The sequence below is a fragment of the Streptomyces lateritius genome (genome assembly GCF_014649715.1).
Lineage (GTDB): Bacteria > Actinomycetota > Actinomycetes > Streptomycetales > Streptomycetaceae > Streptomyces > Streptomyces lateritius.
This window is the reverse complement of record NZ_BMTO01000001.1, coordinates 653,099-675,389: the sequence shown is the minus strand read 5'-3', so window position 1 is coordinate 675,389 and position 22,291 is coordinate 653,099. Positions and strand designations below refer to the sequence as shown.

Here is a 22,291-nt window from a genome sequence, read left to right as displayed (position 1 = left end):
CTACGCGCTCCGCATCCCCCGTCGGAGCGACGGACCGACGCCGGGCAGCTCCCCCCGTGGCTGCTCGGCGTCGCCCTTGTTGGACAATGAAACCGTGATCAATCCGGTGAGCGACGAAACCCCGATCTGTTCCGCCAAGGGCTGCCGCGCCGACGCGGTGTGGGTCCTGGCGTGGAACAACCCCAAGCTGCACACGCCGGAGCGTCGCAAGACCTGGCTCGCCTGCGAGGAGCACCGCGAGCATCTCTCGCGGTTCCTCGGCGTACGAGGGTTCCTCAAGGACGTCGTCCCGCTCGCGGAGTGGGACTCGGCTGGCTCAGCCGCCGATCGCTGACATCGGGCGCTCGGGCTGGAGGAAGCTCGGGTCGTCCAGGCCGGAACCGGCCTTCTTCCCCCACATGGCCAACTTCCAGATCCGGGCGATCTCCGCGTCGGACGCCTCGCTCGGCTCCGCCGCGCGCAGCGCGGCCCGCAGGTCGGTCTCCTCGGTGGCGAACAGGCAGGTCCGCACCTGGCCGTCCGCGGTGAGACGGGTGCGGTCGCAGGCCCGGCAGAAGGGACGGGTGACGGAGGCGATGACGCCGACGGTGTGCGGTCCGCCGTCGACGACCCAGCGCTCGGCGGGGGCCGAACCGCGCTCGTCGGCACCCTCGGGGGTCAGGGTGAAGCGGGTGCGCAGGGACGCGAGGATGTCACCGGCGGTGATCATGCCGTCGCGCTTCCAGCCGTGCTGGGCGTCGAGCGGCATCTGCTCGATGAAGCGCAGCTCGTAGGCGTTCTCCACCGCCCAGGCCAGCAGGTCGGGGGCCTCGTCGTCGTTGAGTCCGGGCATCAGGACCGCGTTGACCTTGACCGGGGTGAGGCCGGCGTCGCGGGCGGCGGCCATGCCGTCGAGGACGTCGTGATGGCGGTCGCGGCGCGTGAGGGTCTTGAAGACCTCGGGCCGCAGGGTGTCGAGCGAGACGTTGACCCGGTCCAGGCCGGCGGCCTTCAGGGCGGTCGCCGTGCGCTTGAGCCCGATACCGTTGGTGGTCAGGGACATCTTGGGGCGGGGCTCCAGGGCCGCGCAGCGCTCGACGATGCCGACCAGGCCGGGGCGGAGCAGGGGCTCGCCGCCGGTGAAGCGGACTTCCGTGACACCGAGGTCGGTGACGGCGATCCGTATCAGCCGGACGATCTCGTCGTCGGTCAGCAGGTCTGGCTTGGCCAGCCACTGCAGCCCCTCTTCGGGCATGCAGTAGGTGCAGCGCAGATTGCACCGGTCCGTGAGCGAGACACGCAGGTCGGTGGCCACACGGCCGTAGGTGTCGATGAGCACTGTGGCCCCCTCCCTGTTTCACCGGATCCGTCTCTACCGAGCCTACGTGAGCGCGCCGACAACGAGCATGGACGATTGTCACGAGGACCGGCACGGCCGCGTCGTAGAACCCTACGACGCGGCCGGACGGTGATCGCCTACCGCATACGATTCAGTGCGCTCCGACACCGGTCAAGGACTTGACCTCGAGTTCCGCGTACTTGCCCTTGTCCGGCTCCTCCTTGGAGAGGAGCGAGCCGAGCCAGCCGAGCAGGAAGCCCAGCGGGATGGAGACGAGGCCCGGGTTCTCCAGGGGGAACCAGTAGAAGTCGACGTTCTTGAACATCGAGGTCGGCTTGCCGGAGACGACCGGCGAGAACAGCACGAGCACGACCGAGGAGATCAGACCGCCGTAGATCGACCACAGCGCGCCCTGGGTGGTGAACCGCTTCCAGAAGAGGCTGTAGAGGATCGTCGGCAGGTTGGCGGAGGCGGCGACGGCGAAGGCGAGGGCGACCAGGCCGGCGACGTTCAGATCGCGGGCGAGCGCGCCCAGCGCGATCGAGACGACGCCGATGAGGACGGTCGCCCAGCGGGCGGCGCGCACCTCCTCCTTCTCGGTGGCCTTTCCGCGCCGGATGACGTTGGCGTAGATGTCGTGCGCGAAGGAGGAGGACGAGGCCAGGGTCAGTCCGGCGACCACGGCGAGGATGGTGGCGAAGGCGACGGCCGAGATGACAGCGAGCAGGATCGCTCCGCCGGTCGAGCCGGCGCCGCCGCCGATCTCCAGGGCGGCCAGCGGCGCGGCCGTGTTGCCCGCCTTGTTGGAGGCGATGATGTCGCTGTTCTTGAGCAGGGCGGCGGCGCCGAAGCCCAGCACGATCGTCATCAGGTAGAAGGCGCCGATGATGCCGATGGCCCAGTTGACCGACTTACGGGCGGCCTTGGCGGTCGGCACCGTGTAGAAGCGGATCAGGATGTGCGGCAGGCCGGCGGTGCCGAGGACGAGCGCGATGCCGAGCGAGATGAAGTCCAGCTTCGAGACGCCGGTGGCCCCGTACTTGAGCCCGGGCTCGAGGAACGCCGAGCCCTTGCCGCTGTTGGTGGCCGCGGCCCCCAGCAGGTCCGAGAGGTTGAAGTCGAACTTCAGCAGGATGAGGAAGGTGATCAGGAGCGTGCCCGCGATGAGCAGGACGGCCTTGACCATCTGCACCCAGGTGGTGCCCTTCATGCCGCCGATGGTGACGTACACGATCATCAGCACACCGACCAGGGCGACGATGGCGATCTTCCCGCCGTCGCTGGTGATGCCGAGGAGCAGCGAGACGAGCACGCCCGCGCCGGCCATCTGCGCGAGCAGGTAGAAGATCGACACCACGATGGTGGAGGTGCCGGCGGCGGTACGGACGGGGCGCTGGCGCATCCGGTAGGCGAGGACGTCGCCCATGGTGAAGCGGCCGGAGTTGCGCAGCGGCTCGGCGACCAGGAGCAGGGCGACCAGCCAGGCGACCAGGAAGCCGATCGAATAGAGGAAGCCGTCGTAGCCGAAGAGGGCGATGGCGCCGGCGATGCCGAGGAAGGACGCGGCGGACATGTAGTCGCCGGAGATGGCGAGGCCGTTCTGGAAGCCGGTGAACTGGCGTCCGCCGGCGTAGAAGTCGGCGGCGCTCTTGGTCTGGCGGCCCGCCCAGACGGTGATGAAGAGCGTGGCGACGACGAAGGCGCCGAAGAGGGTGATGATCAGCGGCCGGTGCTCGCTGGTGGCGTTGTCCGCCGCCAGCGAGACGGTCTCGAAGAAGCTGTTCACGCGTCGGCCTCCATCCGGGACTTGATGGCCTCTGCCTTCGGGTCGAGGCGGTCGGCCGCGTGCCGCGAGTAGAGCCAGGCGATGAGGAAGGTGGTGGCGAACTGGCCGAGGCCGAGGACGAGCGCCACGTTGATGTTGCCGAAGAGCTTGGTCCCCATGAAGCCGCCCGCGTAGTTGGAGAGCAGCACGTACAGCAGGTACCAGGCGATGAAGGCGATCGTCAGGGGGAAGGCGAAGGAGCGGTACGTGCGGCGCAGTTCGCCGAATTCCGCACTCTCCTGCACCTCGACGAAGGCCTCGGTCGTGGGCTGGACGGGACCGGTGTCGGTCTCCGTTCCGCTTGTGGGCGGCGGCGGTGCATCGGTAGCCACGGATTCTCCTCGCGACGCGGGTGCGGTGGGCATGGACAAAGGGGCCTCGCTGGGGGTGGGGTTGCGGGGCTCCGGAGGGAGCTCCTCCCCTGCACAACGGCACGGAGGGCGGCGCGACGCGGTTCACCCCGGATTTTTCTTCCCCCGGTTCGTCCCCGGTTCGCGCCCGGTTCGTCCGTGGATCTTCCCTGGATCTTCCTCCGGATCTGTATCAAGTCGTCTCAAGTCATTGAAGGCCCGGGAAGATCAGCGATAGCTTCACTCGTCATGCACCTGCCCGCGCGCAACCGGCGTACGGGCAGTACATACGGATGATGTGGAGAACCCATGGCTCATCTGGGATCGAGACGCGGCCGAGTACTCGCTCTGCCTGCCGGTCTCGCGCTCACGGCCTCGCTCGGCTTCCTTCCGACCGGCGCATCCGCCGCGGAACTGAGCGACGCCCCGGCGACGGCCGCCGTCTCCACCGACGGCCCCAAGCTGTCGTACGTCGTGAACATCGAGGGTGGCCGCTGGACGGCCGCGTCGGTGAAGAAGGCGATAGCCGCCGCCGGTGGCACCGTGGTCATCTCCTATGACCAGATAGGCGTGATCGTCGTCCACTCGCAGAACCCGGAGTTCGCGAAGACGATTCGTCAGGCCCGGGGCGTCGTGTCGGCCGGTTCGACGCGTACCGCGCCGCTCTCCGCCCAGACCGACACCTCCGTCGGCGAGGGTGGCCAGGCGCTCACCGCGGCCGAGGCCACGGCCGCCGCCGCGGACGCCACCGACGGGCAGGACCCGTTGGAGCCGCTGCAGTGGGACCTCCCCGCCATCAAGGCGGACAAGGCCCACCAGAAGACGCTCGGCAGCAGCAAGGTCACGGTCGGCGTCATCGACACGGGCGTCGACGACACCCACCCTGACCTGGCGCCGAACTTCGACGCCGCTGCCTCGGCCAACTGTGTCACCGGCGCGCCGGACACGACGCCGGGCTCGTGGCGCCCCAACCCGGGCGAGAGCGACCACGGCACGCACGTCGCCGGTACGATCGCCGCCGCCAAGAACGGCATCGGCGTCACCGGTGTCGCGCCGGGCGTGAAGGTCTCGGGCATCAAGGTCTCCACCCCCGACGGCTTCTTCTACACCGAGGCCGTGGTCTGCGGCTTCGTGTGGGCGGCCGAGCACGGCGTCGACATCACGAACAACAGCTACTACACCGACCCGTGGCTGTTCGCGTGCAAGAACGACGCCGACCAGAAGGCCCTGATCGAGGCGGTCACCCGCGCGACCCGCTACGCGGAGCGCAAGGGCACGGTCAACGTCGCGGCGGCCGGCAACTCCAAGATGGACCTGGCGGCGGACGAGATCACGGACGTCACCAGCCCGAACGACACCACGCCGGTGACCCGGGTCATCGACCCGCAGGAGTGCCTGGACTACCCGGCGATGCTGCCGGGAGTGGTCACGGTCTCCGCCACGGGCGCGAAGGACCTGAAGGCCTCGTACTCCAACTACGGTCTGGGTGTCGTCGACATCGCGGCGCCCGGTGGCGACCGTACCGAGTACCAGACCCCGGACGCGCCGGCGGTCAACGGCCGCATCCTGTCGACCACGGTCAACGGCGGCTACAACTACAAGGCCGGTACGTCGATGGCCGCGCCGCACGCGGCGGGCGTCCTCGCGCTGCTGAAGTCGACGCGCCCGTACGCGAGCCCGGCGGCGCTCAAGGCGCTGCTGTACGCGCAGGCCGACGACCGCGCCTGCACGAACCCGTACGACATCGAGGGTGACGGCAAGATCGACGCGGTCTGCGAGGGCGGCGTGAACAAGAACGGCTTCTACGGAGCGGGTCTCGTCGACGCGCTCGACGCCGTGCGCCGGTAAGCACGCGAGGCTGTACGGAGGGGCCCTGGTGGGGTGGTGTGCCACACCGGGGCCTCTTTGCGTGGCACTGAGTGCCATGATGCGCTCATGGACAACACAGTGCGCACAGGTACGGAGTTGCTGTGGGCCGCCCTCGGCGGCGATCCCGCCCTGGTCGACCGGGTGTCGTACAGCGGGCCCTCCGGACTGCTGTCGGCCCGGCTGCCGGTGATGGACCTGGCCCGGGCGACGGTCGCGGTCGCCGGTCTCGCCGCGGTGGAGCGGGCGGGCCTCCAGGGGCCGGTCCGGGTGGACGACGCAGCAGTCGCCACGGCGTTCGTGAGCGAGCGTCACCTCCGTGTGGACGGACGGGCACCGGTGAACTTCGCGCCGCTGTCCGGCTTCTTCCGCGCCACTGACGGCTGGATCCGTACGCATGCCAACTATCCGCACCACCGGGCGGCGCTGCTGCGCGCCCTGGAGGTGCGGGAGGAGTCGCCGGAGGCGGTCAGGTCGGCGATCGGGGAGCGCGGCGCCGAGGAGCTGGAGACGGCGGTGTACGCGGCCGGCGGCCTGGCCGTCGCCGTACGCGCGCCGGAGCGGTGGATGGCCTCCGGACAGGGCCGGGAGGTCGCGAAGCGGCCGCTGCTGACACGCGAGCGGCTGGACGACGCGGCGCCGAGGCGGCGTTCGGGTCCCCTCCGGGTGCTGGACCTCACCCGGGTCCTCGCCGGTCCGGTCGCGACACGGACGCTCGCGCTGCTCGGCGCGGACGTGCTGCGGATCGACCCGCCGGAGAATCCCGAACTGCCCGACCAGCACGCGGACACGGACATCGGCAAGCGGACCGCCGCGTTGGATCTGGACAGCCCCTCCGATCGCCGTGCGTTCGACGAACTGTTGGACGCCGCCGACGTCCTGGTCACCGGCTACCGCCCCGGGGCCCTGGACCGCTTCGACCTCCACCGGCCCGGTCTGGTGATCGCGCGGCTCTCGGCTTGGGGCGACTACGGCCCCTGGGGCGAACGGCGCGGCTTCGACAGCCTGGTGCAGGCGGCGACGGGCATCGTCGTGACCGAGGGGTCCGAGGAGAGGCCGGGCGTGCTGCCGGCCCAGGCCCTGGACCACGGCTCCGGGTATCTGCTCGCGGCCGCCGTGCTGCGCTCCCTTACCGAGCAGGGCCAGGACGGAGGCACCCGTCTCGTACGCCTCGCACTGGCGCAGACGGGGCACTGGCTGACGCGCACGCTGCCCCGCTACGAGCCGGAACGGTATCTGGCCGATACGGACGGTCCCTTGGGCCGGCTGCGGCACGCGCTGTCGCCGGTGACGTACGAGGGCGGCCCGACGCGCTGGTCCCGCCCGCCGGGCCTCCAGGGCGGGGACGACCCCGCGTGGCTCACGGCTTGACGAGCACCTTGAGCGCGGTGCGCTCGTCCATCGCCCGGTAGCCGCCGGGGACGCCGTCGAGTCCCACGGTCAGGTCGAAGACCGGGGACGGGTCGATCGTCCCGTCGAGGACGTCCGGGAGCAGTTCGGGGATGTACGCGCGGACCGGCGCCACACCGCCGCGCAGCGCGATGTTCCGGTCGAACATGACGGAGAGGTCGACGCCGGTGCCGCTGCCGTGCGGAACGCCGACGTAACCGATGGAGCCGCCGTCGCGGGTGATGGCGACGGCGGTGCGCATCGACTGCTCGGTGCCGACGGCCTCGATGACGGCGTGGGCGCCCTGGCCGCCGGTCAGCTCCCGGACGGCCGCCTCGGCGGCGACGCCGCGCTCGGCGACGACGTCGGTGGCGCCGAACGCGCGGGCGATGTCGGTACGGGCGGTGTGGCGGCCCAGGGCGATGATCCGGTCGGCGCCGAGGCGCTTGGCGGCGAGGACACCGCACAGGCCGACGGCGCCGTCGCCGACGACCGCGACGGTGGAGCCCTTGCGGACCCCCGCGCCGAGGGCGGCGTGGTGGCCGGTGCCCAGGACGTCGGAGAGCGCGAGGAGCGCGGTCAGCAGGTGGTCGTCGGAGGCCGCGTCGGCGGGGAGCTTGACGAGCGTGCCGTCCGCGAAGGGAACGCGCACGGCCTCGCCCTGGCCGCCGTCGGAGCCGACGGAGCCCCAGAAGCCGCCTCGCGGACAGGAGGTGTGCAGGCCCTCGGCGCAGTAGTCGCAGGTGCCGTCGGACCAGACGAAGGGGGCGACGACGAGATCGCCGGAGGCGAAGCCGGTGACGTCGGCGCCCGCCTCCTCGACGATGCCCAGGAACTCGTGACCGATCCTCTGGCCGGGCTGCCGGGCGGACTCGCCGCGGTAGGCCCACAGGTCGCTGCCGCAGACGCAGGCGCGCAGGACCCGCACGACGACGTCCGTGGAGTCCTTGATCACCGGGTCGGGCACGTCCTCCACGCGCAGGTCGTAGGGGGCGTGGATGGTGGTGGCGCGCATGGCGGACGGTCCTTGCTGTCAGTCGGTCGTACGACGTTCACCGTACTCCGCTTTCAGCACTCCCCTGGTGAGCAGGTACTGGGCGGCGAGGTAGGTCAGCATGATCCAGAAGTCGGGGGCGGGGAGCTGGGGCCAGTCGGCGACGCCGGTCGCGATGAGGGTGTCGGAGAGCAGGAAGAGCGCCCCGCCGGCGCCGGCGGCGGGGCCCAGAGCGCTCGACCTGTAGGCCATGGCGGTGAGCAGGAGCGAGTACCCGGCGACGGGGACGCGCAGCTCGGCGGGGAGGTCGGGCCACAGGAGGGCGACGGTGGTGACGAGCGCGACGCCGTAGCCGAGGCCGAGGAGCACCGGCGTACTCCGGCGTCCGAACAGCACCAGGTAGCAGACGTGTCCGGCGGCGAAGGAGCCCATGCCGACGAGGAAGGCCCAGTCGGCGTCGAGGAGCAGGAAGACGTCCCCGCCCCAGCCGAGGAGGAGGGCCGCGAGGAGCGGCTTCGGGGCGCCCCGGGTGGCGGCGTACGCGGCGAGCAGCGGCATGAGCAGCGGCTTGGCGATGCGGTGGCCGAGGTCGGCGCCGGCGAGGAGGGAGACGAGGTCGGCCGCGCCGGCGAGGAGGAAGGCGGCGAGGAGCACGCGGGAGAGGGCGGTGGAAGGGCCGGGGTTTCTCACGCGGCGGGCTCCGGGGTGGTGCCCTTCGGGGGCGGGGGCGGGCCCGGCTGCCAGCCGGGCCCGCCGAAGACCCGGCCTGCCCGCTCGCGCCAGCTCGTGGCGGCCCGTACGTCCCGGGCGATGGCGGCGTACTCGTGGGTGGCGACGCGCAGGGGGTTGTAGGTCTCGATGTTCTTGGTGAGCCCGAAGACGGGCTTGTCGGTCTCCCCCACCCAGGAGCCGAACATCCGGTCCCAGATGATCAGGATGCCGCCGAAGTTCCGGTCCAGGTAACCGCCCTGGGAGGCGTGGTGGACCCGGTGGTGGGAGGGCGTGTTGAGGACGTACTCGAAGGGCCGGGGGAGCTTGCCGATGCGCTCGGTGTGGATCCAGAACTGGTAGACGAGATTGACGGAGTAGCAGAAGGCGATGGCGGCCGGGTGCACACCGAGCGCGATCATCGGCAGGTAGAACGGCCAGGAGGTCAGGCTCGTCCACGGCTGGCGCAGGGCGGTGGTGAGGTTGAACTTGCGGCTGCTGTGGTGCACGACGTGGCAGGCCCACAGGATGCGGATCACATGGTGTCCGCGGTGCTGCCAGTAGTAGAAGAAGTCCTGGGCGAGCAGCATCAGCGGGATCGTCCACCACAGGACGGGGACGCGCAGCGGCGTCAGCTCGTAGACGGCGGTGTAGATCGCGACGATCGGGATCTTCCAGAGGAAGTCGAAGGCGAGACTGCCGACCCCCATGCCGAGGCTGGTAGCGGCGTCCTTGGTCTCGTACCCGGCGGCGTCCTCGTCCGGATGGAGTCGGTAGCTGACCATCTCCACCACGGTGAGCAGCACGAACGCGGGTATGGACCACAGCACGACATCGGGCAGGTTCGGCATGCCGATGACGGTAGAGGGGGGCGTCGGGCTGCGGCTAGACGTTGTTACCAACAAGTATGCGAGACGACTTGTCAGCAAGCTTTGGCACCTTCCGACAAGGCAGCCGGTTTCTCACACCCCCGCGGCCCCCAGCAGCGACCCCGCCGCGTACGTCACCCCCATCGCCAGCGCCCCTCCCCCCATGTTGCGCAGCATCGCCCTGGGCGCGGGGGCCGCGCCCAGGCGGGCGCTCCACCAGCCGGTGAAGGCCAGGACGGTCAGGACGGAGAGGACGGTGATCCAGAGGCGGGTCGAGGCGGGGGGCAGGACGATCGCGAGGAGGGGGAGCAGGGCGCCGGCCGTGAAGGCGAGAAAGCTGGCGGCGGCAGCGTGCCAGGGGTTGGTGAGGTCGTCGGGGTCGATGCCCAGCTCCACGCGCGCGTGGGCGCGGAGCGCGTCGCGTTCGGTGAGCTGTTCGGCGGCCTCGCGGGCGACATCCCGGGTCAGGCCGCGGGACGACAGGAGTTCGGTCAGCTCGTCCAGTTCGGCCTCCGGTTGTTCCTGCAGTTCGCGCTTCTCCTGGGCCAGGGCCGCCTTCTCCGAGTCGCGCTGGGTGGAGACCGAGACGTACTCCCCCGCCGCCATCGACATCGAGCCGGCGAGCAGGCCGGCCAGGCCGGCGGTCAGGAGCGTCGACCGGGACCCGGTCGCGCCGGCGACGCCCACGACGAGGCCCGCGGTGGAGACGACTCCGTCGTTGGCTCCGAGCACGGCGGCCCGGAGCCAGTTGAGACGGGCGCCGAGGCCGGCGCCGTGGGCCTCGTCGTGGGCGGGGACATCAGTCACCCCGGGAGGGTCTCACCCGTTCCGTCACCAGACACGGACCGACCCGCCCGGCGCGAAGACGGGGCTGGTCGCGTCCGGCGGGACCTCCTCCGGAGGTTCGGCGATCTCCTCGACGGCCGGTCCGTGGACGGCCGCGAGGAGTCCAGGAAGGTCAGCTCGAAGCCGTACACGCGGGCGGCGTTGCCGCCCACCATGGCCGCGACCTCCTCCCTCGGCAGCCCCGCGTAGGCGATGCGGAGCCCCTCACCCCGCGCGGCCGTACCCCGCCGCGCGGATCGTCTCCGTGGCGCACGCGCTCCGCCGTGAACTGCGCGAGCGCCCGCACCTGGTGGCGATGGTCCACGAACGGGGCCTGACGGAACGGATGTTCCTGCCTGCCCGCGCCCTGGCCCACGAGGTCCACGCGGCCGGCCTGCGTGGCGCGTGGGCGACCGAGGTGGTGCGGGCGGTGCAGTTCCTGGGCGGTGGCCACGTCCTGGTGGAGCGCAACCGCGAACGGGCGCCGGTGAAGTCCCCGGCCGGGGAGACCCTGTGGGACGCGGAGAACACAACCGACCCGTCGCTCACCCCCGCGCCGGCCCGCCCCATCGACGGCGACCGGCTCTTCACCACCTCCGTACGAGCGCTGGTGGACGGCCTGTTGGGGCCCTCCTGCCGGGACGCTCCCCCGCACCACCGGATCGACGCGAGGTGAGGCGGGCCGACAAGACGGGCCGGCGAGGCGGCACGCGCGCGGTGCCGGAAGCGTCGAGGCCGTGACCGAAACCCGTCACCCGAGGGGACACCGGGGGGCGGGACTGTCGGAGGGGGCCCGTATTCTCAGTGACCATGCTCGACGACCGTACGACAGCAGCGACGTGGCCGGCCGCCTACCCACAGGGGTACGCGGTCGTCGACGTGGAGACCACCGGACTCGCCCGCGACGACCGGATAGTGTCGGCTGCCGTCTACCGGCTGGACGCCCAGGGCGACGTCGAGGACCACTGGTACACGCTCGTCAACCCGGAGCGGGACCCCGGGCCGGTCTGGATCCACGGGCTGACCACCGACGTCCTGGCAGGCGCGCCGCTCTTCCCGGAGATCGCGGCCGAGTTCGCCGCCCGGCTCGACGGCCGGGTCCTGGTGGCACACAACGCGCTCTTCGACTGGTCGATGATCGCCCGCGAGTACGCGCGTGCCGAGCGCACCGCGCCCGTACGGCAGCGGCTCTGCACCATCGCCCTCGCGAAGGAGCTGTCGCTGCCGCTGCCCAACCACAAGCTGGAGTCGCTCGCCGCGCACTTCGGCGTGGTACAGCAGCGGGCGCACAACGCGCTGGACGACGCGCGGGTGCTGGCGGAGGCGTTCCGGCCGAGTCTGCACGCGGCGGCGGAGCGGAACGTACGGCTGCCACTGCTCGAATGCCGGCCGCTGACCGAGTGGGTGTCCGCGCCGGCGACGCCCCGGATCGGTCACCAGGCTTCGTACCAGGCGAACGGCTGGCGTCCGTCACGGAAGCGGCCGGCGTGCCCGTACCCTAACCCGGGACGCTACGAAGCGGACAAACCACTCAAGCAGGGCATGCGGGTGGCGTTCTCCGGCGACACGTCCATCGACCGCGAGCTCCTGGAGGACCGGGCGGTCGAGGCCGGGCTCCATGTCGCCACGAGCGTCTCCCGTCTGACGAGCCTGCTGGTCACGAACGACCCCGACGCCGCCACCTCCAAGACCGTGAAGGCGAAGTCCTTCGGCACGCCGATCGTCGACGAGGCGGCCTTCACCCAGCTGCTGCGGGACGTGGCCCCGGCAGACGGGTGACGTGCCGGGCGCGCCGCGTGACCCGCGCCCGCCCGGAGCAGCACCCTGTGGCGCATGGCACGTTGTGAGGTCTGCGGAAACGATTACGGCATGTCCTTCGAGGTGCACGCGCAGGGCGCCGTGCACGTCTTCGACTGCTTCTCCTGCGCCATCCACCGCATGGCGCCCATCTGCGAGCACTGTCGGGTCCAGATCATCGGCCAGGGCGTCGAGGTCGAGGGCAGCTGGTACTGCGGCGGTCACTGCGCCCGCGCGGAGGGAAAGGCGGGCATCGTCGACCACGTCTGAGCCCGGGCCGCGGCGCGGACCGGAACCCCCCTGCGTACACCCCATGACCAAGTTGTACGGTCATGGGGTGTACCGCTTCCTGTTGTCCCGGCAGTGGGTGATCCTCACCCTGATCGCCCTCGTGCTGATCCCCACGATGGTCGAGCTGGGCTTCTGGCAGTTCCACCGGCACGAGCGCCGGGTCGCCCAGAACGCCCTGATCGCGGACAACCTCAGGGCGAAGCCGGCGGCGGTCGAGGAGCTGACCTCTCCCGGCCACACCGTCCCGCGCGCCGACTACTGGCGTACGGTCACCGCCACCGGCGTCTTCGACACCGCGCACGAGGTCGTCGTCCGCCGCCGGACCAACGCCGACGACCGGATCGGTGTGCTCGTCCTGACCCCGCTCGTCCTCGCGGACGGCCGGGTCGTCCTGGTCAACCGCGGCTGGATCCCCGCCGCACCCGACCAGAAGGCGTACCCCGAGGTGCCGCCCGCCCCCAAGGGCGAGGTGACCGTCACCGGCCGGCTCAAGGCCGACGAGACGACCGGCGCCAGCGGCATCAAGGACCTGCGGGGGCTACCGGACCGTCAGGTGATGCTGATCAACAGCGAGCAGCAGTCCCAGCTCCTCGGCCGTGAGGTGCTCGGCGGCTATATGGAGCAGACGGCCCCCGAGCCGGCCGGCGGCACCCCGGAGCTGATCCCCGAGCCCGACCACGACTCGATCGGCGCGCACATGGCGTACGCCGTGCAGTGGTGGCTCTTCACGGCCGGTGTGCCGGTCGGCTGGGTCGTCCTGGTGCGCCGCGAGAAGCGCGACCGCGAAGCCGCGGCCCGCACCGGCGACACCCCGGAAACCCCCGAACCGGCCACGGCCGCGGTGTAGCGCCCATCACGCTCCGCCGCCCCGTTGGTTGACCGTCGTCGCTTCCGGGAACACGCCAGAGCGTGACGCAACGTATCGACGACTACGCCCTCATCGGCGATCTGCAGACCGCCGCGCTCGTCGGCCGTGACGGGTCGATCGACTGGCTGTGTCTGCCGCGCTTCGACTCGGCCGCCTGTTTCGCCGCGCTGCTCGGCGACGAGGAGAACGGCCACTGGCGGATCGCGCCCCCGGGGGCCACGCGCTGCACCCACCGGAAGTACGCCGAGAACTCCCTCGTCCTGGAGACGTACTGGGAGACGCGCACCGGCACCGTCAAGGTCGTCGACTTCATGCCGCAGCGCGACAAGGCGCCCGATGTCATGCGGATCGTGGAGGGCGTCAGCGGCACCGTCGAGATGAGCTCGGTGCTGCGGCTGCGCTTCGACTACGGCTCGATCGTGCCCTGGGTCCGGCGGACCGACGGTCACCGGGTGGCCGTCGCCGGCCCCGACTCGGTCTGGCTGCGCAGCGAGCCGCCGGTGAAGACGTGGGGACAGCAGTTCTCCACCTGCTCGTCGTTCACCGTCGCCGAGGGCGAGAAGGTGGCCTTCGTCCTCACCTGGCACCCCTCGCACGAGCCGCGTCCCGCCCTCGTCGACCCCTTCGACGCCCTGGAGCACTCGCTCACCGACTGGCGGGAGTGGGTGGCGCGGTGCACCTACGAGGGCCCGTACCGCGACGCGGTGCTCCGCTCGCTGATCACCCTGAAGGCGCTCACCTACGCACCGACGGGTGGCATCGTGGCCGCACCCACCACCTCACTGCCGGAGGAGCTGGGCGGCGTACGGAACTGGGACTACCGCTCCTGCTGGCTGCGCGACTCGACGCTCACGCTCGCCGCGCTGCTCTCGGCGGGGTACGTCGAGGAGGCGGAGGCGTGGCGTGACTGGCTGCTGCGTGCGGTGGCGGGCGACCCGGCCGACCTGCAGATCATGTACGGGCCGGCCGGCGAACGGCGGCTGCCGGAGATGACGGTGCCGTGGCTGCGCGGCTACGCGGACTCGGCGCCGGTGCGGATCGGGAACGCGGCCGTCGATCAGTTCCAGCTCGACGTGTACGGGGAGGTCATGGACTCGCTGTACCGGGCCAGGCAGGCGGGCATCCCTCCCGAGCGGCACGCCTGGAAGCTCCAGCTGAGCCTGCTCGGGTTCCTGGAGTCGACCTGGCGCGAGCCCGACGAGGGTCTGTGGGAGGTGCGCGGGGCGCGGCGCCACTTCGTCCACTCGAAGGTGATGGCCTGGGTCGCCGCCGACCGGGCGGTGCGCACCCTTGAGGAGGATCCCTCCTTGAGCGGGGACGTGGTGCGGTGGCGGACGCTGCGCGACGAGATCCACGCGGAGGTGTGCGCGAAGGGGTACGACCCGGACCGCAACACGTTCACGCAGTCGTACGGCTCGCGGGAGCTGGACGCGGCCACGCTGCTGATCCCGGTGGTCGGGTTCCTGCCGCCGGACGACCCCCGGGTGGTGGGGACGGTGGAGGCGGTCCGCGCGGAGCTGACGCACGAAGGGTACGTCCGTCGCTACAGCACCGAGGGCGGGTCGGTCGACGGCCTCCCCGGCAGCGAGGGGACGTTTCTCGTCTGCTCCTTCTGGCTGGCCGACGCGCTGTGGCTGACCGGGCGCGTCGACGAGGCCCGCGAGCTCTTCGAGCGGCTGCTCGCCCTGCGCAACGACGTGGGGCTGCTGGCGGAGGAGTACGACCCCGTGTCGCGGCGGCAGCTGGGGAACTACCCCCAGGCGTTCAGCCACGTCGGTCTCGTGGGCACCGCCCTCGCGCTGCGCCCGGACGAAGCGGCAGGATAGGCGCATGGATCTTGGACTGAAGGACCGTGTGTACGTGGTGACCGGCGCGACCCGGGGGCTCGGCCGGGCGTCGGCCGAGGCGCTGTTGGCCGAGGGCGCGAAGGTGCTGATCAGCGGGCGTGAGGAGACCTCGGTCGCCGAGGCCGTTGCCGAGCTGGGCGAGGGCGCGGCCGGTCTCGCCGTGGACAACGCCGACCCGGCGGCGCCCGGGCGGCTGATCGCGGAGGCCCGGTCCCGTTTCGGGGGCTTCGACGGCATCCTCGTGAGTGTGGGCGGCCCCGCCCCGGGCTTCGGCGCCGACAACACCGACGAGGAGTGGGCGTCGGCCTTCGACACCGTCTTCCTCGGCGCGGTACGGATGGCCCGGGCGGCGGCGGAGACGCTGACCGAGGGCGGGGTCATCGGTTTCGTCCTCTCCGCCTCGGTCCACGAGCCGATCCAGGGTCTGACGATCTCCAACGGCCTGCGTCCGGGCCTCGCCGGGTTCGCGAAGTCGCTCGCCGGCGACCTGGGGCCTCGGGGCATCCGGGTCGTCGGTCTGCTGCCGAACCGGATCGACACCGACCGGGTCCGTTCGCTCGACGCGCTCTCCGGCGACGCGGAGGCCGCCCGCGCAGCCAACGAGTCCCGTATCCCGCTCCGCCGCTACGGCACGCCCCAGGAATTCGGCACGACGGCCGCGTTCCTGCTCTCCCCGGCGGCCTCCTACCTGACGGGCGTGATGCTCCCGGTGGACGGTGGCGCGCGCCACGGATTCTGACCCGGTGGCACGTCGGCCGACCCACCCCGCCGGGTCGGCCGAAGCGCCACGTCACCGAACCGCCCGGTCAGCTGACCCGGCGCGCCCGGTGCTTGACCGCGCGCAGCCGTGCCTCGGTCGGCAGGGCCGGCAGGCCCGTCGAGGTACGGGCGTGGGCGAGGGCGTCGGTGGTGAGGGAGTTCAGGGCCGCGCCCGGGGAGGCGTAGGGCTCCAGGAGCAGGCGCACCCGGGTGCGGGGGGCGGAACTGCGGCCCGTGAGGGAGACGCGGGCGCGGGCCACGCCGTCCTGGGCGGCGGCGTCCGCCTCCAGGACGTCCTCCAGTGCCCGGCCCCGTACGACGGTGCCCTCCCCGTCACCGCTGTCGATCAGGACCTCGGCGAGCCGGGCCCGGCGGAACTGGGCGATCAGCCACCACAGGGCCAGGAGGACGAGGAGCCCGAGGACGGCGATGACCACCGGCCACCACCAGCCCTCGTCGCGCCACCGTGTCCGGTCCGCCTCGCTCAGCAGGACGTCGGAGGGGCCGGACCACGGCCACCACGAGGGCACCGCCAGATCGAGCGCGGCCGCGAGCACCGCCCCGCCGAGGACGACGAGCAGCAGCCCCGCGAGGCCGAGCAGTACGCGGTTGACCCGCCGGAGAATGACCGTCACTCCCTACCCCTTCCTCCGTGGCCGGCTCACCCGTACCGTCAGCGCGGGCGGGCGGGCGAGCCCCAGTTCGTGGATGCCGTCGGCCAGCACGGTCTCCAGGTCGGTCCGTACGGCGTCGAGTTCGCGGAAGTGCGAGACGGCCCGTACGGCCGCCTTCCTGCGGCCCGTCCGTACCCGTACCGACTGCACGCCCGAGACCTCCATGGCCCGGTCGCGGAGCGTCATCTCCGCGACCTCCCGGTCGAGCCCCGCCCGCACGTCGGCGTGGTCGCGGCGCATGGGGAGCACCGCGCGCAGCCCCGGGGTGGCCGCCAGGACGAGGAGCCAGACGCCGAGGAGCACGGACAGGGCCGCGCCGGTCAGGACCCAGGCGTTGTCGAGGGGTTCGGTCGCGAGGCCGTCGGCGACGGAGCGCCGCCATGCCATGGCCGTGTGCTCGGCCCGTACCGCCGCCACGTCGTACAGCAGCAGTCCCGTGCCGGCGAGGATCGCGGCGGCCAGCAGGGCCGCCGGGATCCGGCGGGCGGCCCAGAAGCGGCGGGCGGGGCCCGCGGGCGAGGTCTCCTTCAGCATGGGGACGGTGCCGCTCACCGCCCCGGGCTCCTTCTCCGTCTGCGTCCCCGCGCCGTTCTCCGTGCTCATCTCAGTCTCTCCCGGGCCGCCGTTCGGGCGGTGCGCGGGGAGTGCAGCCGTTCCACGTGGACGGCCACCTCCGGCACGTCCATGCCCACCAACTCCTTCACACGTCGCGTCACATGGCTGCGGACCGCGCCGCACCGGCGGCCGACGTCGGAGGGGTAGTCGAGTTCCAGACTCACCGAGACCCGCACCGAGTCACGGTGCACGACGACCGAGGCGTGGGGCGGCGATCCGGCCGGCGGAACGGCGTCGAGCGCCTCCCGCGCGGCTTGTGCGGCGATCTTCGCGACGACCCGGTCGGCGATCGTGGTCGCTCCGCGGCCGGCGGCCCCCACCGGGTCGGCTGCCACCCGCGCTCACCGCCGCCGTTCGCCGCGCTCGCGGCCCCGGAAGAAGTCTCCGGGTTCGAGATCCCCGTCGGCGAAGCGCCCGACGACGAAACCGACCGCGCCCAAGGCCGCGACCAGTACAAACGCCCCGAAGCCGCCGAAGTAACCGGCGAAGCCGAGGGCCATTCCGGCCAACAGGCCGACCACCGCCATGCTCATGCTGTGCCCTTTCCGCCGAGGATGCGGCTACTGGAGCCGCGACTCCTGCTGCTGCTGCTCCTCGTCCTCTTCCTCCGGCAGCTTCACGTCGCTGACCGCGATGTTGACCTCGACGACCTCCAGGCCGGTCATCCGCTCGACGGCCGCGATGACGTTCTCGCGCACCGCGCCGGCCACATCGGAGATGGAGACGCCGTACTCGACGACGATCTCCAGGTCGAGCGCGGTCTGTACCTCGCCGACCTCGGCCTTCACGCCGCGGGTGACGCCGGACTTCGCTCCGCCTCCGCCCGGCACCCGGTCCCGTACGGCGCCGAGGGTGCGGGAGAGGCCACTGCCCATCGCGTGGACGCCCATGACGTCACGGGCGGCGAGGCCTGCGATCTTCTCCACCACACCGTCGGCGATGGTCGTCCTGCCCCGGGAGGCCGGATCACCGCCGCCTCGCCTGGTCACGGTCGGGTCATCGGGGTGTGAGCTCTCGTTCATCGCCGTTCATCCCTTTCAGGAGATTTCGTACTCCTTTGCCCACATTAAGTGCGCTTCCCCCGACTCGCGCCGGGAATGCGGCAGGCTGGAGGAATGGAGACCACATCCGGGGCGGGTTTGATGACAGCGGTGCGCGAGCGGCTCGGCCTGGGGCGGCTGCTCCCGCTCGGGGAGCCGGCCGACGGCGCCTGGCTGGCGGAGCGCGCGGCGCGGACGGTGCTGCTGCGGGCCGCGACGGCGGTACGAGGGGTGACCCCGGGGCCGCTGCGCGTGGGGCTCGTGAAGGCCGGCACAGAAGCGCCGCTGCCCGTACCGCCGGGCGGGTTGCCGCCGGGTCCGCTGCGGATCGCGGCGGAGTTCGCGGCGACGTCGGAGAGGCCCCTGCCGGTCCTGGCCGAGGAGGTGCGCGAGGCTCTGTTCGCGGCCGCCGCGGCGGAGTTGGGGCTCGCGGTCGTGGAGGTGGACCTGCGGGTGACGGGGCTCGTCGAGGGACCGCGCGAGGCGGGGCCCGCCGAGGGCGGGGCCGGTTCGCCGGATTCTCCGGCCCCCGCTCCCCCACCCGGGCGAACCTCGCCGGCGGCGCCGGAGGATCCGGCCGCCCTCGCGGCCCTCGCGGTGGAGGGCGTGGCGGCCCTGACCGACGCGCTCGGCACGCCGGTGCACCGCGGCGAGGGCGTGCTCCGGGTGGAGGTGGCGGTGAGCGTGGGGCACCGCGCGCTGGACGTGGCCCGGGCCGTCCGCACGGCCGTGACCACGACCGCCCCGCAGGCCACCGCGGTCACGGTCCTGGTCTCGGAGATCCGCTGACGCGGAGCTGGGAGGCGACGGCGTGGGGGTCCGCCGGACGGGACGTGGCGTCTGGCGCCTCTCCAGGTCCGCGGGGCCGGAGAGTGTCCGCGAAGGCTTGACGTCCGCCCGGAGGGCGGGGCCCGCGGCGTCCGGTGCGTGCGATCACAAGGCGCCGAAGTGCCCTGGCAGCTCCGCTGCGAGGGCACTTCGGCGACACGCGTGGGGGGCACGTCCCCTGCCCGAAGGGCTGAGGGAGTGCGCGCGGGGCGTCGCCGGCCCGGCCAGGACGCGGCGGGCAGCCCCCTCAGTCGCCGAGGCCCGCCAGGTCGCGCAGGCGGCGGGCCTGGGCGGCGCGCTCCGCGGCGCGCTGGTCCTCGTAGGAGCGGCCGGAGACGCCCTGGAGCAGGGCCTTGGTCTCGATGACCGCGTCACGGGGCGCGGCGAGCAGGGCGGCGCTGAGATCGCGTACCGCCGCGTCGAGTTCCCCGGCGGGCACGGCGATGTTGGCGAGGCCGATGCGCTCGGCCTCGTCGGCGTGGACGAAGCGGCCCGTGGCGCAGATCTCCAGCGCGCGGGCGTAGCCGACCAGCGAGACGAGCGGGTGCGTGCCGGTGAGGTCCGGCACGAGGCCCAGGCTGGTCTCGCGCATGGCGAACTGCACGTCCTCGGCGACGACCCGCAGGTCGCAGGCGAGGGCGAGCTGGAAACCGGCCCCGATGGCGTGCCCCTGGACGGCCGCGATCGACACGATGTCGCCGCGGCGCCACCAGGTGAACGCCTCCTGGTACTCGGCGATGACCGCGTCCAGGTCCTCGTCCGAACCGCGCGCCATGTCCAGGAAGGACGGCTCTCCGTCGAAGCCCTCGGGCGTGAACGCCTGCCGGTCGAGCCCCGCGGAGAAGGACTTGCCCTCGCCACGCAGAACCACGACCCGCACGCTGCCGGGCAATGACCGTCCGGCTTCCGTCAACGCCCGCCACAGAGCGGGAGACTGGGCGTTGCGCTTCGCCGGGTTGGTCAGGGTCACCGTGGCAACGGCGTCCTCGACGGTGAGCCGTACACCGTCCTTGTCGAACACGAGCACAGAGTCGAGCGAAGTCATGGGGCGCCTCCGGTTCCGGTGCAGCACTGTGAACGGTCGCAGTCAGCGGAACCGACTGCTAAGTGACTGCACAGTAACCACCCGGTCGACCGCACGGCCGACCGGGTGGCCACCGCGAGAACCGGTGGACCCGACGAACCGCGCCCCGATGTCAGGCCGAGGCTGCCTTCTTGCCCCGTGTCGCTCCGCCACGTCCACGCAGCGTGACTCCGGACTCACTGAGCATCCGGTGGACGAATCCGTAGGAGCGGCCGGTTTCCTCGGCCAGCGCCCGGATGCTCGCACCGGAGTCGTACTTCTTCTTCAGGTCTGCCGCGAGCTTGTCGCGCGCGGCGCCGGTCACCCGGCTGCCCTTCTTCAGAGTCTCGGCCACCCGTGCCTCCTCATGGGAAGTGCGCTCTGGACTTCTCATGATCACCCCTTCCCGACGTCCTGGCCACCCATTCGACAAGGTCTGTGCCACGAGGTTCGCCGGCGGGCAACGCGTCGACACGACCGGAATCTGTTATTCCGGTGCCTTTGACCTCGGCTCACGGACACTCGCGGGCGGGAAGTGCCAGGTCAGGGCCCCAACAAGGGAACGAGGGCGGCGCGGCCCCTGACGGAAGGATTCCGCAGGGGCCGCGCCGGGGGTATGAGACGCCCTCACTCAGATGAAGGATCACCCATGAGCCGAATGATCCATACCGAGATGATCAGGCGAGCGCGACGAGGTCCTTGTAGTCCGGACCCCAGAGGTCCTCGACGCCGTCCGGCAGCAGGATGATCCGCTCCGGCTCCAGCGCGTCCACCGCGCCCTCGTCGTGCGTGACGAGGACGACGGCGCCCTTGTAGGTGCGCAGCGCGCCCAGGATCTCCTCGCGGCTCGCGGGGTCGAGGTTGTTGGTCGGCTCGTCCAGGAGCAGCACGTTCGCCGAGGAGACGACCAGGGTCGCCAGCGCGAGCCGGGTCTTCTCGCCGCCGGAGAGGACCCCCGCCGGCTTGTCGACGTCGTCACCGGAGAACAGGAAGGAACCGAGCGTCTTGCGCACCTCGACAAGATCTAGGTCGGGCGCGGAGGACCGCATGTTCTCCAGGACGGTGCGATCCGGGTCGAGCGTCTCGTGCTCCTGGGCGTAGTAGCCGAGCTTGAGGCCGTGACCCGGCGTGACCTCGCCGGTGTCGGGGCTCTCGGCGCCGGCGAGCAGACGCAGCAGCGTGGTCTTGCCGGCGCCGTTGAGGCCGAGGATCACGACGCGCGATCCCTTGTCGATGGCAAGGTTCACATCGGTGAAGATCTCGAGGGAGCCGTACGACTTCGACAGGCCCTCCGCCGTCAGCGGGGTCTTCCCGCACGGCGCGGGCTCGGGGAAGCGGAGCTTGGCGACCTTGTCGGAGACCCGGACCGCCTCGAGGCCGGAGAGAAGGCGCTCGGCGCGCTTGGCCATGTTCTGCGCGGCGACGGTCTTGGTGGCCTTGGCGCGCATCTTGTCGGCCTGCGAGTTGAGGGCGGCGGCCTTCTTCTCGGCGTTCTGTCGCTCGCGCTTGCGACGCTTCTCGTCGGCCTCGCGCTGCTGCTGGTAGAGCTTCCAGCCCATGTTGTAGACGTCGATCTGGGCGCGGTTGGCGTCCAGGTAGAAGACCTTGTTCACGACGGTCTCGACGAGGTCGACGTCGTGGGAGATGACGATGAAGCCGCCGCGGTAGCTCTTGAGGTAGTCGCGCAGCCAGACGATGGAGTCGGCGTCGAGGTGGTTGGTGGGCTCGTCCAGGAGCAGGGTGTCGGCGTCCGAGAAGAGGATCCGCGCCAGCTCGACCCGGCGGCGCTGACCGCCGGAGAGGGTGTGCAGCGGCTGGCCGAGGACCCGGTCGGGGAGGCCGAGGGCGGCGGCGATGGTGGACGCCTCCGCCTCGGCGGCGTACCCGCCCTTGGTGAGGAACTCGGTCTCCTGGCGCTCGTACTGCTTCATCGCCTTGTCGCGGGTGGCGCCGGAGCCGGTCGCGATCCGCTCCTCGTTCATCCGCATCTTCTTGATCAGGACGTCGAGGCCGCGCGCGGAGAGGATGCGGTCGCGGGCCAGGACGTCGAGGTCGCCGGTGCGCGGGTCCTGCGGGAGGTAGCCGACCTCGCCGGAGCGGGCGATGGTGCCGCCGGCGGGGATGCCCTCGCCCGCGAGGCACTTGGTGAGGGTGGTCTTGCCGGCTCCGTTGCGGCCGACGAGGCCGATGCGGTCACCCTTGGCGATGCGGAAGGAAGCGGACTCGATGAGGATGCGGGCGCCGGCGCGCAGCTCGATGCCGGAAGCGGTGATCACGGACAGACTCCAGGGCGGGGATGGACGGCGGAAGGGCTCTCGGGCGGTTCGACGCCGCTAGTGCACGAGGAGAATGGCCATGCGGCCAG

Annotated in this window: 25 protein-coding genes and 1 pseudogene; 10 read left to right on the top strand and 16 right to left on the bottom strand. The window is 71.8% G+C overall.

What is annotated here, in order from left to right:
• Positions 1–106 precede the first annotated feature (106 nt).
• A complete protein-coding gene (locus IE136_RS03160; RefSeq protein WP_189599349.1) occupies positions 107–334 on the top strand; it encodes a hypothetical protein in 228 nt (75 codons plus the stop codon).
• Here IE136_RS03160 and moaA read toward each other — a convergent pair.
• From moaA to IE136_RS03145, 3 genes are all read right to left on the bottom strand, one after another.
• A complete protein-coding gene (gene moaA, locus IE136_RS03155; RefSeq protein ID WP_158986023.1) occupies positions 317–1,318 on the bottom strand; it encodes a GTP 3',8-cyclase MoaA in 1,002 nt (333 codons plus the stop codon). The two genes, IE136_RS03160 and moaA, sit on opposite strands and share 18 nt — an antisense overlap.
• Positions 1,319–1,469: 151 nt before the next feature.
• Positions 1,470–3,104 carry a monocarboxylic acid transporter gene (locus IE136_RS03150; RefSeq protein ID WP_158986025.1) on the bottom strand — a complete coding sequence of 545 codons (1,635 nt, stop codon included), beginning with the start codon at positions 3,102–3,104 and terminating at the stop codon, positions 1,470–1,472.
• Complete coding sequence (locus IE136_RS03145) at positions 3,101–3,475, bottom strand: DUF485 domain-containing protein (protein ID WP_158986027.1); 375 nt, start codon at positions 3,473–3,475, stop codon at positions 3,101–3,103. Before IE136_RS03145 ends, IE136_RS03150 begins: the two co-directional genes overlap by 4 nt.
• Positions 3,476–3,802: 327 nt before the next feature.
• Here IE136_RS03145 and IE136_RS03140 point away from each other — a divergent pair, with 327 nt between their 5' ends.
• Both IE136_RS03140 and IE136_RS03135 read left to right on the top strand, forming a co-directional pair.
• Entirely contained in the window at positions 3,803–5,341 is a 1,539-nt protein-coding gene (locus IE136_RS03140; protein WP_158986029.1) for a S8 family serine peptidase, read from the top strand.
• Positions 5,342–5,428: 87 nt separating this feature from the next.
• On the top strand, positions 5,429–6,730 hold the full coding sequence (locus IE136_RS03135) for a CoA transferase (protein WP_189599310.1): 1,302 nt from the start codon (positions 5,429–5,431) through the stop codon (positions 6,728–6,730).
• Here IE136_RS03135 and IE136_RS03130 read toward each other — a convergent pair.
• The 5 genes and pseudogenes from IE136_RS03130 to IE136_RS35305 all read right to left on the bottom strand — a co-directional run.
• Entirely contained in the window at positions 6,720–7,763 is a 1,044-nt protein-coding gene (locus tag IE136_RS03130) for a zinc-dependent alcohol dehydrogenase family protein (RefSeq protein ID WP_158986033.1), read from the bottom strand. The genes IE136_RS03135 and IE136_RS03130 overlap by 11 nt on opposite strands.
• Before the next feature lie 18 nt (positions 7,764–7,781).
• On the bottom strand, positions 7,782–8,432 hold the full coding sequence (locus IE136_RS03125; protein ID WP_158986035.1) for a lysoplasmalogenase: 651 nt from the start codon (positions 8,430–8,432) through the stop codon (positions 7,782–7,784).
• On the bottom strand, positions 8,429–9,301 hold the full coding sequence (locus tag IE136_RS03120) for a sterol desaturase family protein (protein WP_189599309.1): 873 nt from the start codon (positions 9,299–9,301) through the stop codon (positions 8,429–8,431). The genes IE136_RS03125 and IE136_RS03120 overlap by 4 nt, the downstream gene beginning before the upstream one ends.
• Positions 9,302–9,412: 111 nt before the next feature.
• Positions 9,413–10,126, bottom strand: a complete 714-nt coding sequence (locus IE136_RS03115) for a VIT1/CCC1 transporter family protein (RefSeq protein WP_158986039.1) — start codon at positions 10,124–10,126, stop codon at positions 9,413–9,415.
• 24 nt (positions 10,127–10,150) lie between these two features.
• Positions 10,151–10,371: pseudogene (locus IE136_RS35305) on the bottom strand (amidohydrolase family protein); the annotation flags it as partial.
• Positions 10,372–10,409: 38 nt separating this feature from the next.
• Here IE136_RS35305 and IE136_RS03110 point away from each other — a divergent pair.
• From IE136_RS03110 to IE136_RS03085, 6 genes are all read left to right on the top strand, one after another.
• Positions 10,410–10,820, top strand: coding sequence for a hypothetical protein (locus IE136_RS03110; RefSeq protein WP_189599308.1), 411 nt, complete (start codon positions 10,410–10,412; stop codon positions 10,818–10,820).
• Positions 10,821–10,948: 128 nt separating this feature from the next.
• Positions 10,949–11,923 (top strand): DEDDh family exonuclease, encoded by a 975-nt coding sequence (locus tag IE136_RS03105; protein WP_158986041.1) that lies wholly within the window; start codon positions 10,949–10,951, stop codon positions 11,921–11,923.
• Positions 11,924–11,977: 54 nt separating this feature from the next.
• Positions 11,978–12,211: a metallothionein gene (locus IE136_RS03100; RefSeq protein WP_158986043.1), complete on the top strand. Its 234-nt coding sequence runs from the start codon at positions 11,978–11,980 to the stop codon at positions 12,209–12,211.
• A gap of 67 nt (positions 12,212–12,278) precedes the next feature.
• The gene (locus tag IE136_RS03095) at positions 12,279–13,079 is read left to right on the top strand and encodes an SURF1 family cytochrome oxidase biogenesis protein (protein ID WP_158994115.1); all 801 of its coding nucleotides are present in this window, start codon (positions 12,279–12,281) and stop codon (positions 13,077–13,079) included.
• A 62-nt stretch (positions 13,080–13,141) separates the two neighbouring features.
• Positions 13,142–14,926 carry a glycoside hydrolase family 15 protein gene (locus IE136_RS03090; RefSeq protein ID WP_189599307.1) on the top strand — a complete coding sequence of 595 codons (1,785 nt, stop codon included), beginning with the start codon at positions 13,142–13,144 and terminating at the stop codon, positions 14,924–14,926.
• Between the two features lie 4 nt (positions 14,927–14,930).
• Positions 14,931–15,686, top strand: a complete 756-nt coding sequence (locus IE136_RS03085; RefSeq protein WP_189599306.1) for an SDR family oxidoreductase — start codon at positions 14,931–14,933, stop codon at positions 15,684–15,686.
• Between the two features lie 67 nt (positions 15,687–15,753).
• Here IE136_RS03085 and amaP read toward each other — a convergent pair whose 3' ends face one another.
• From amaP to IE136_RS03060, 5 genes are all read right to left on the bottom strand, one after another.
• Complete coding sequence (gene amaP / locus IE136_RS03080) at positions 15,754–16,341, bottom strand: alkaline shock response membrane anchor protein AmaP (RefSeq protein ID WP_189599305.1); 588 nt, start codon at positions 16,339–16,341, stop codon at positions 15,754–15,756.
• A gap of 3 nt (positions 16,342–16,344) precedes the next feature.
• Complete coding sequence (locus IE136_RS03075) at positions 16,345–16,914, bottom strand: DUF6286 domain-containing protein (RefSeq protein WP_189599348.1); 570 nt, start codon at positions 16,912–16,914, stop codon at positions 16,345–16,347.
• Positions 16,915–16,979: 65 nt separating this feature from the next.
• The gene (locus IE136_RS03070) at positions 16,980–17,330 is read right to left on the bottom strand and encodes an Asp23/Gls24 family envelope stress response protein (protein WP_158986049.1); all 351 of its coding nucleotides are present in this window, start codon (positions 17,328–17,330) and stop codon (positions 16,980–16,982) included.
• A 6-nt stretch (positions 17,331–17,336) separates the two neighbouring features.
• Positions 17,337–17,528: a hypothetical protein gene (locus IE136_RS03065; protein WP_158986051.1), complete on the bottom strand. Its 192-nt coding sequence runs from the start codon at positions 17,526–17,528 to the stop codon at positions 17,337–17,339.
• A gap of 27 nt (positions 17,529–17,555) precedes the next feature.
• Positions 17,556–18,017, bottom strand: coding sequence for an Asp23/Gls24 family envelope stress response protein (locus tag IE136_RS03060; RefSeq protein ID WP_158986053.1), 462 nt, complete (start codon positions 18,015–18,017; stop codon positions 17,556–17,558).
• Between the two features lie 120 nt (positions 18,018–18,137).
• Here IE136_RS03060 and IE136_RS03055 point away from each other — a divergent pair, with 120 nt between their 5' ends.
• Positions 18,138–18,824: an Asp23/Gls24 family envelope stress response protein gene (locus tag IE136_RS03055; protein WP_229818604.1), complete on the top strand. Its 687-nt coding sequence runs from the start codon at positions 18,138–18,140 to the stop codon at positions 18,822–18,824.
• Positions 18,825–19,110: 286 nt separating this feature from the next.
• On the opposite strand, the gene IE136_RS03050 is transcribed toward IE136_RS03055, so the two are convergent.
• From IE136_RS03050 to IE136_RS03040, 3 genes are all read right to left on the bottom strand, one after another.
• Positions 19,111–19,908 (bottom strand): enoyl-CoA hydratase/isomerase family protein, encoded by a 798-nt coding sequence (locus IE136_RS03050; RefSeq protein ID WP_158986057.1) that lies wholly within the window; start codon positions 19,906–19,908, stop codon positions 19,111–19,113.
• Between the two features lie 151 nt (positions 19,909–20,059).
• Positions 20,060–20,281: a helix-turn-helix domain-containing protein gene (locus tag IE136_RS03045; protein WP_006123601.1), complete on the bottom strand. Its 222-nt coding sequence runs from the start codon at positions 20,279–20,281 to the stop codon at positions 20,060–20,062.
• Between the two features lie 322 nt (positions 20,282–20,603).
• Positions 20,604–22,202, bottom strand: a complete 1,599-nt coding sequence (locus IE136_RS03040) for an ABC-F family ATP-binding cassette domain-containing protein (protein WP_158986059.1) — start codon at positions 22,200–22,202, stop codon at positions 20,604–20,606.
• Between the last annotated feature and the right edge of the window lie 89 nt (positions 22,203–22,291).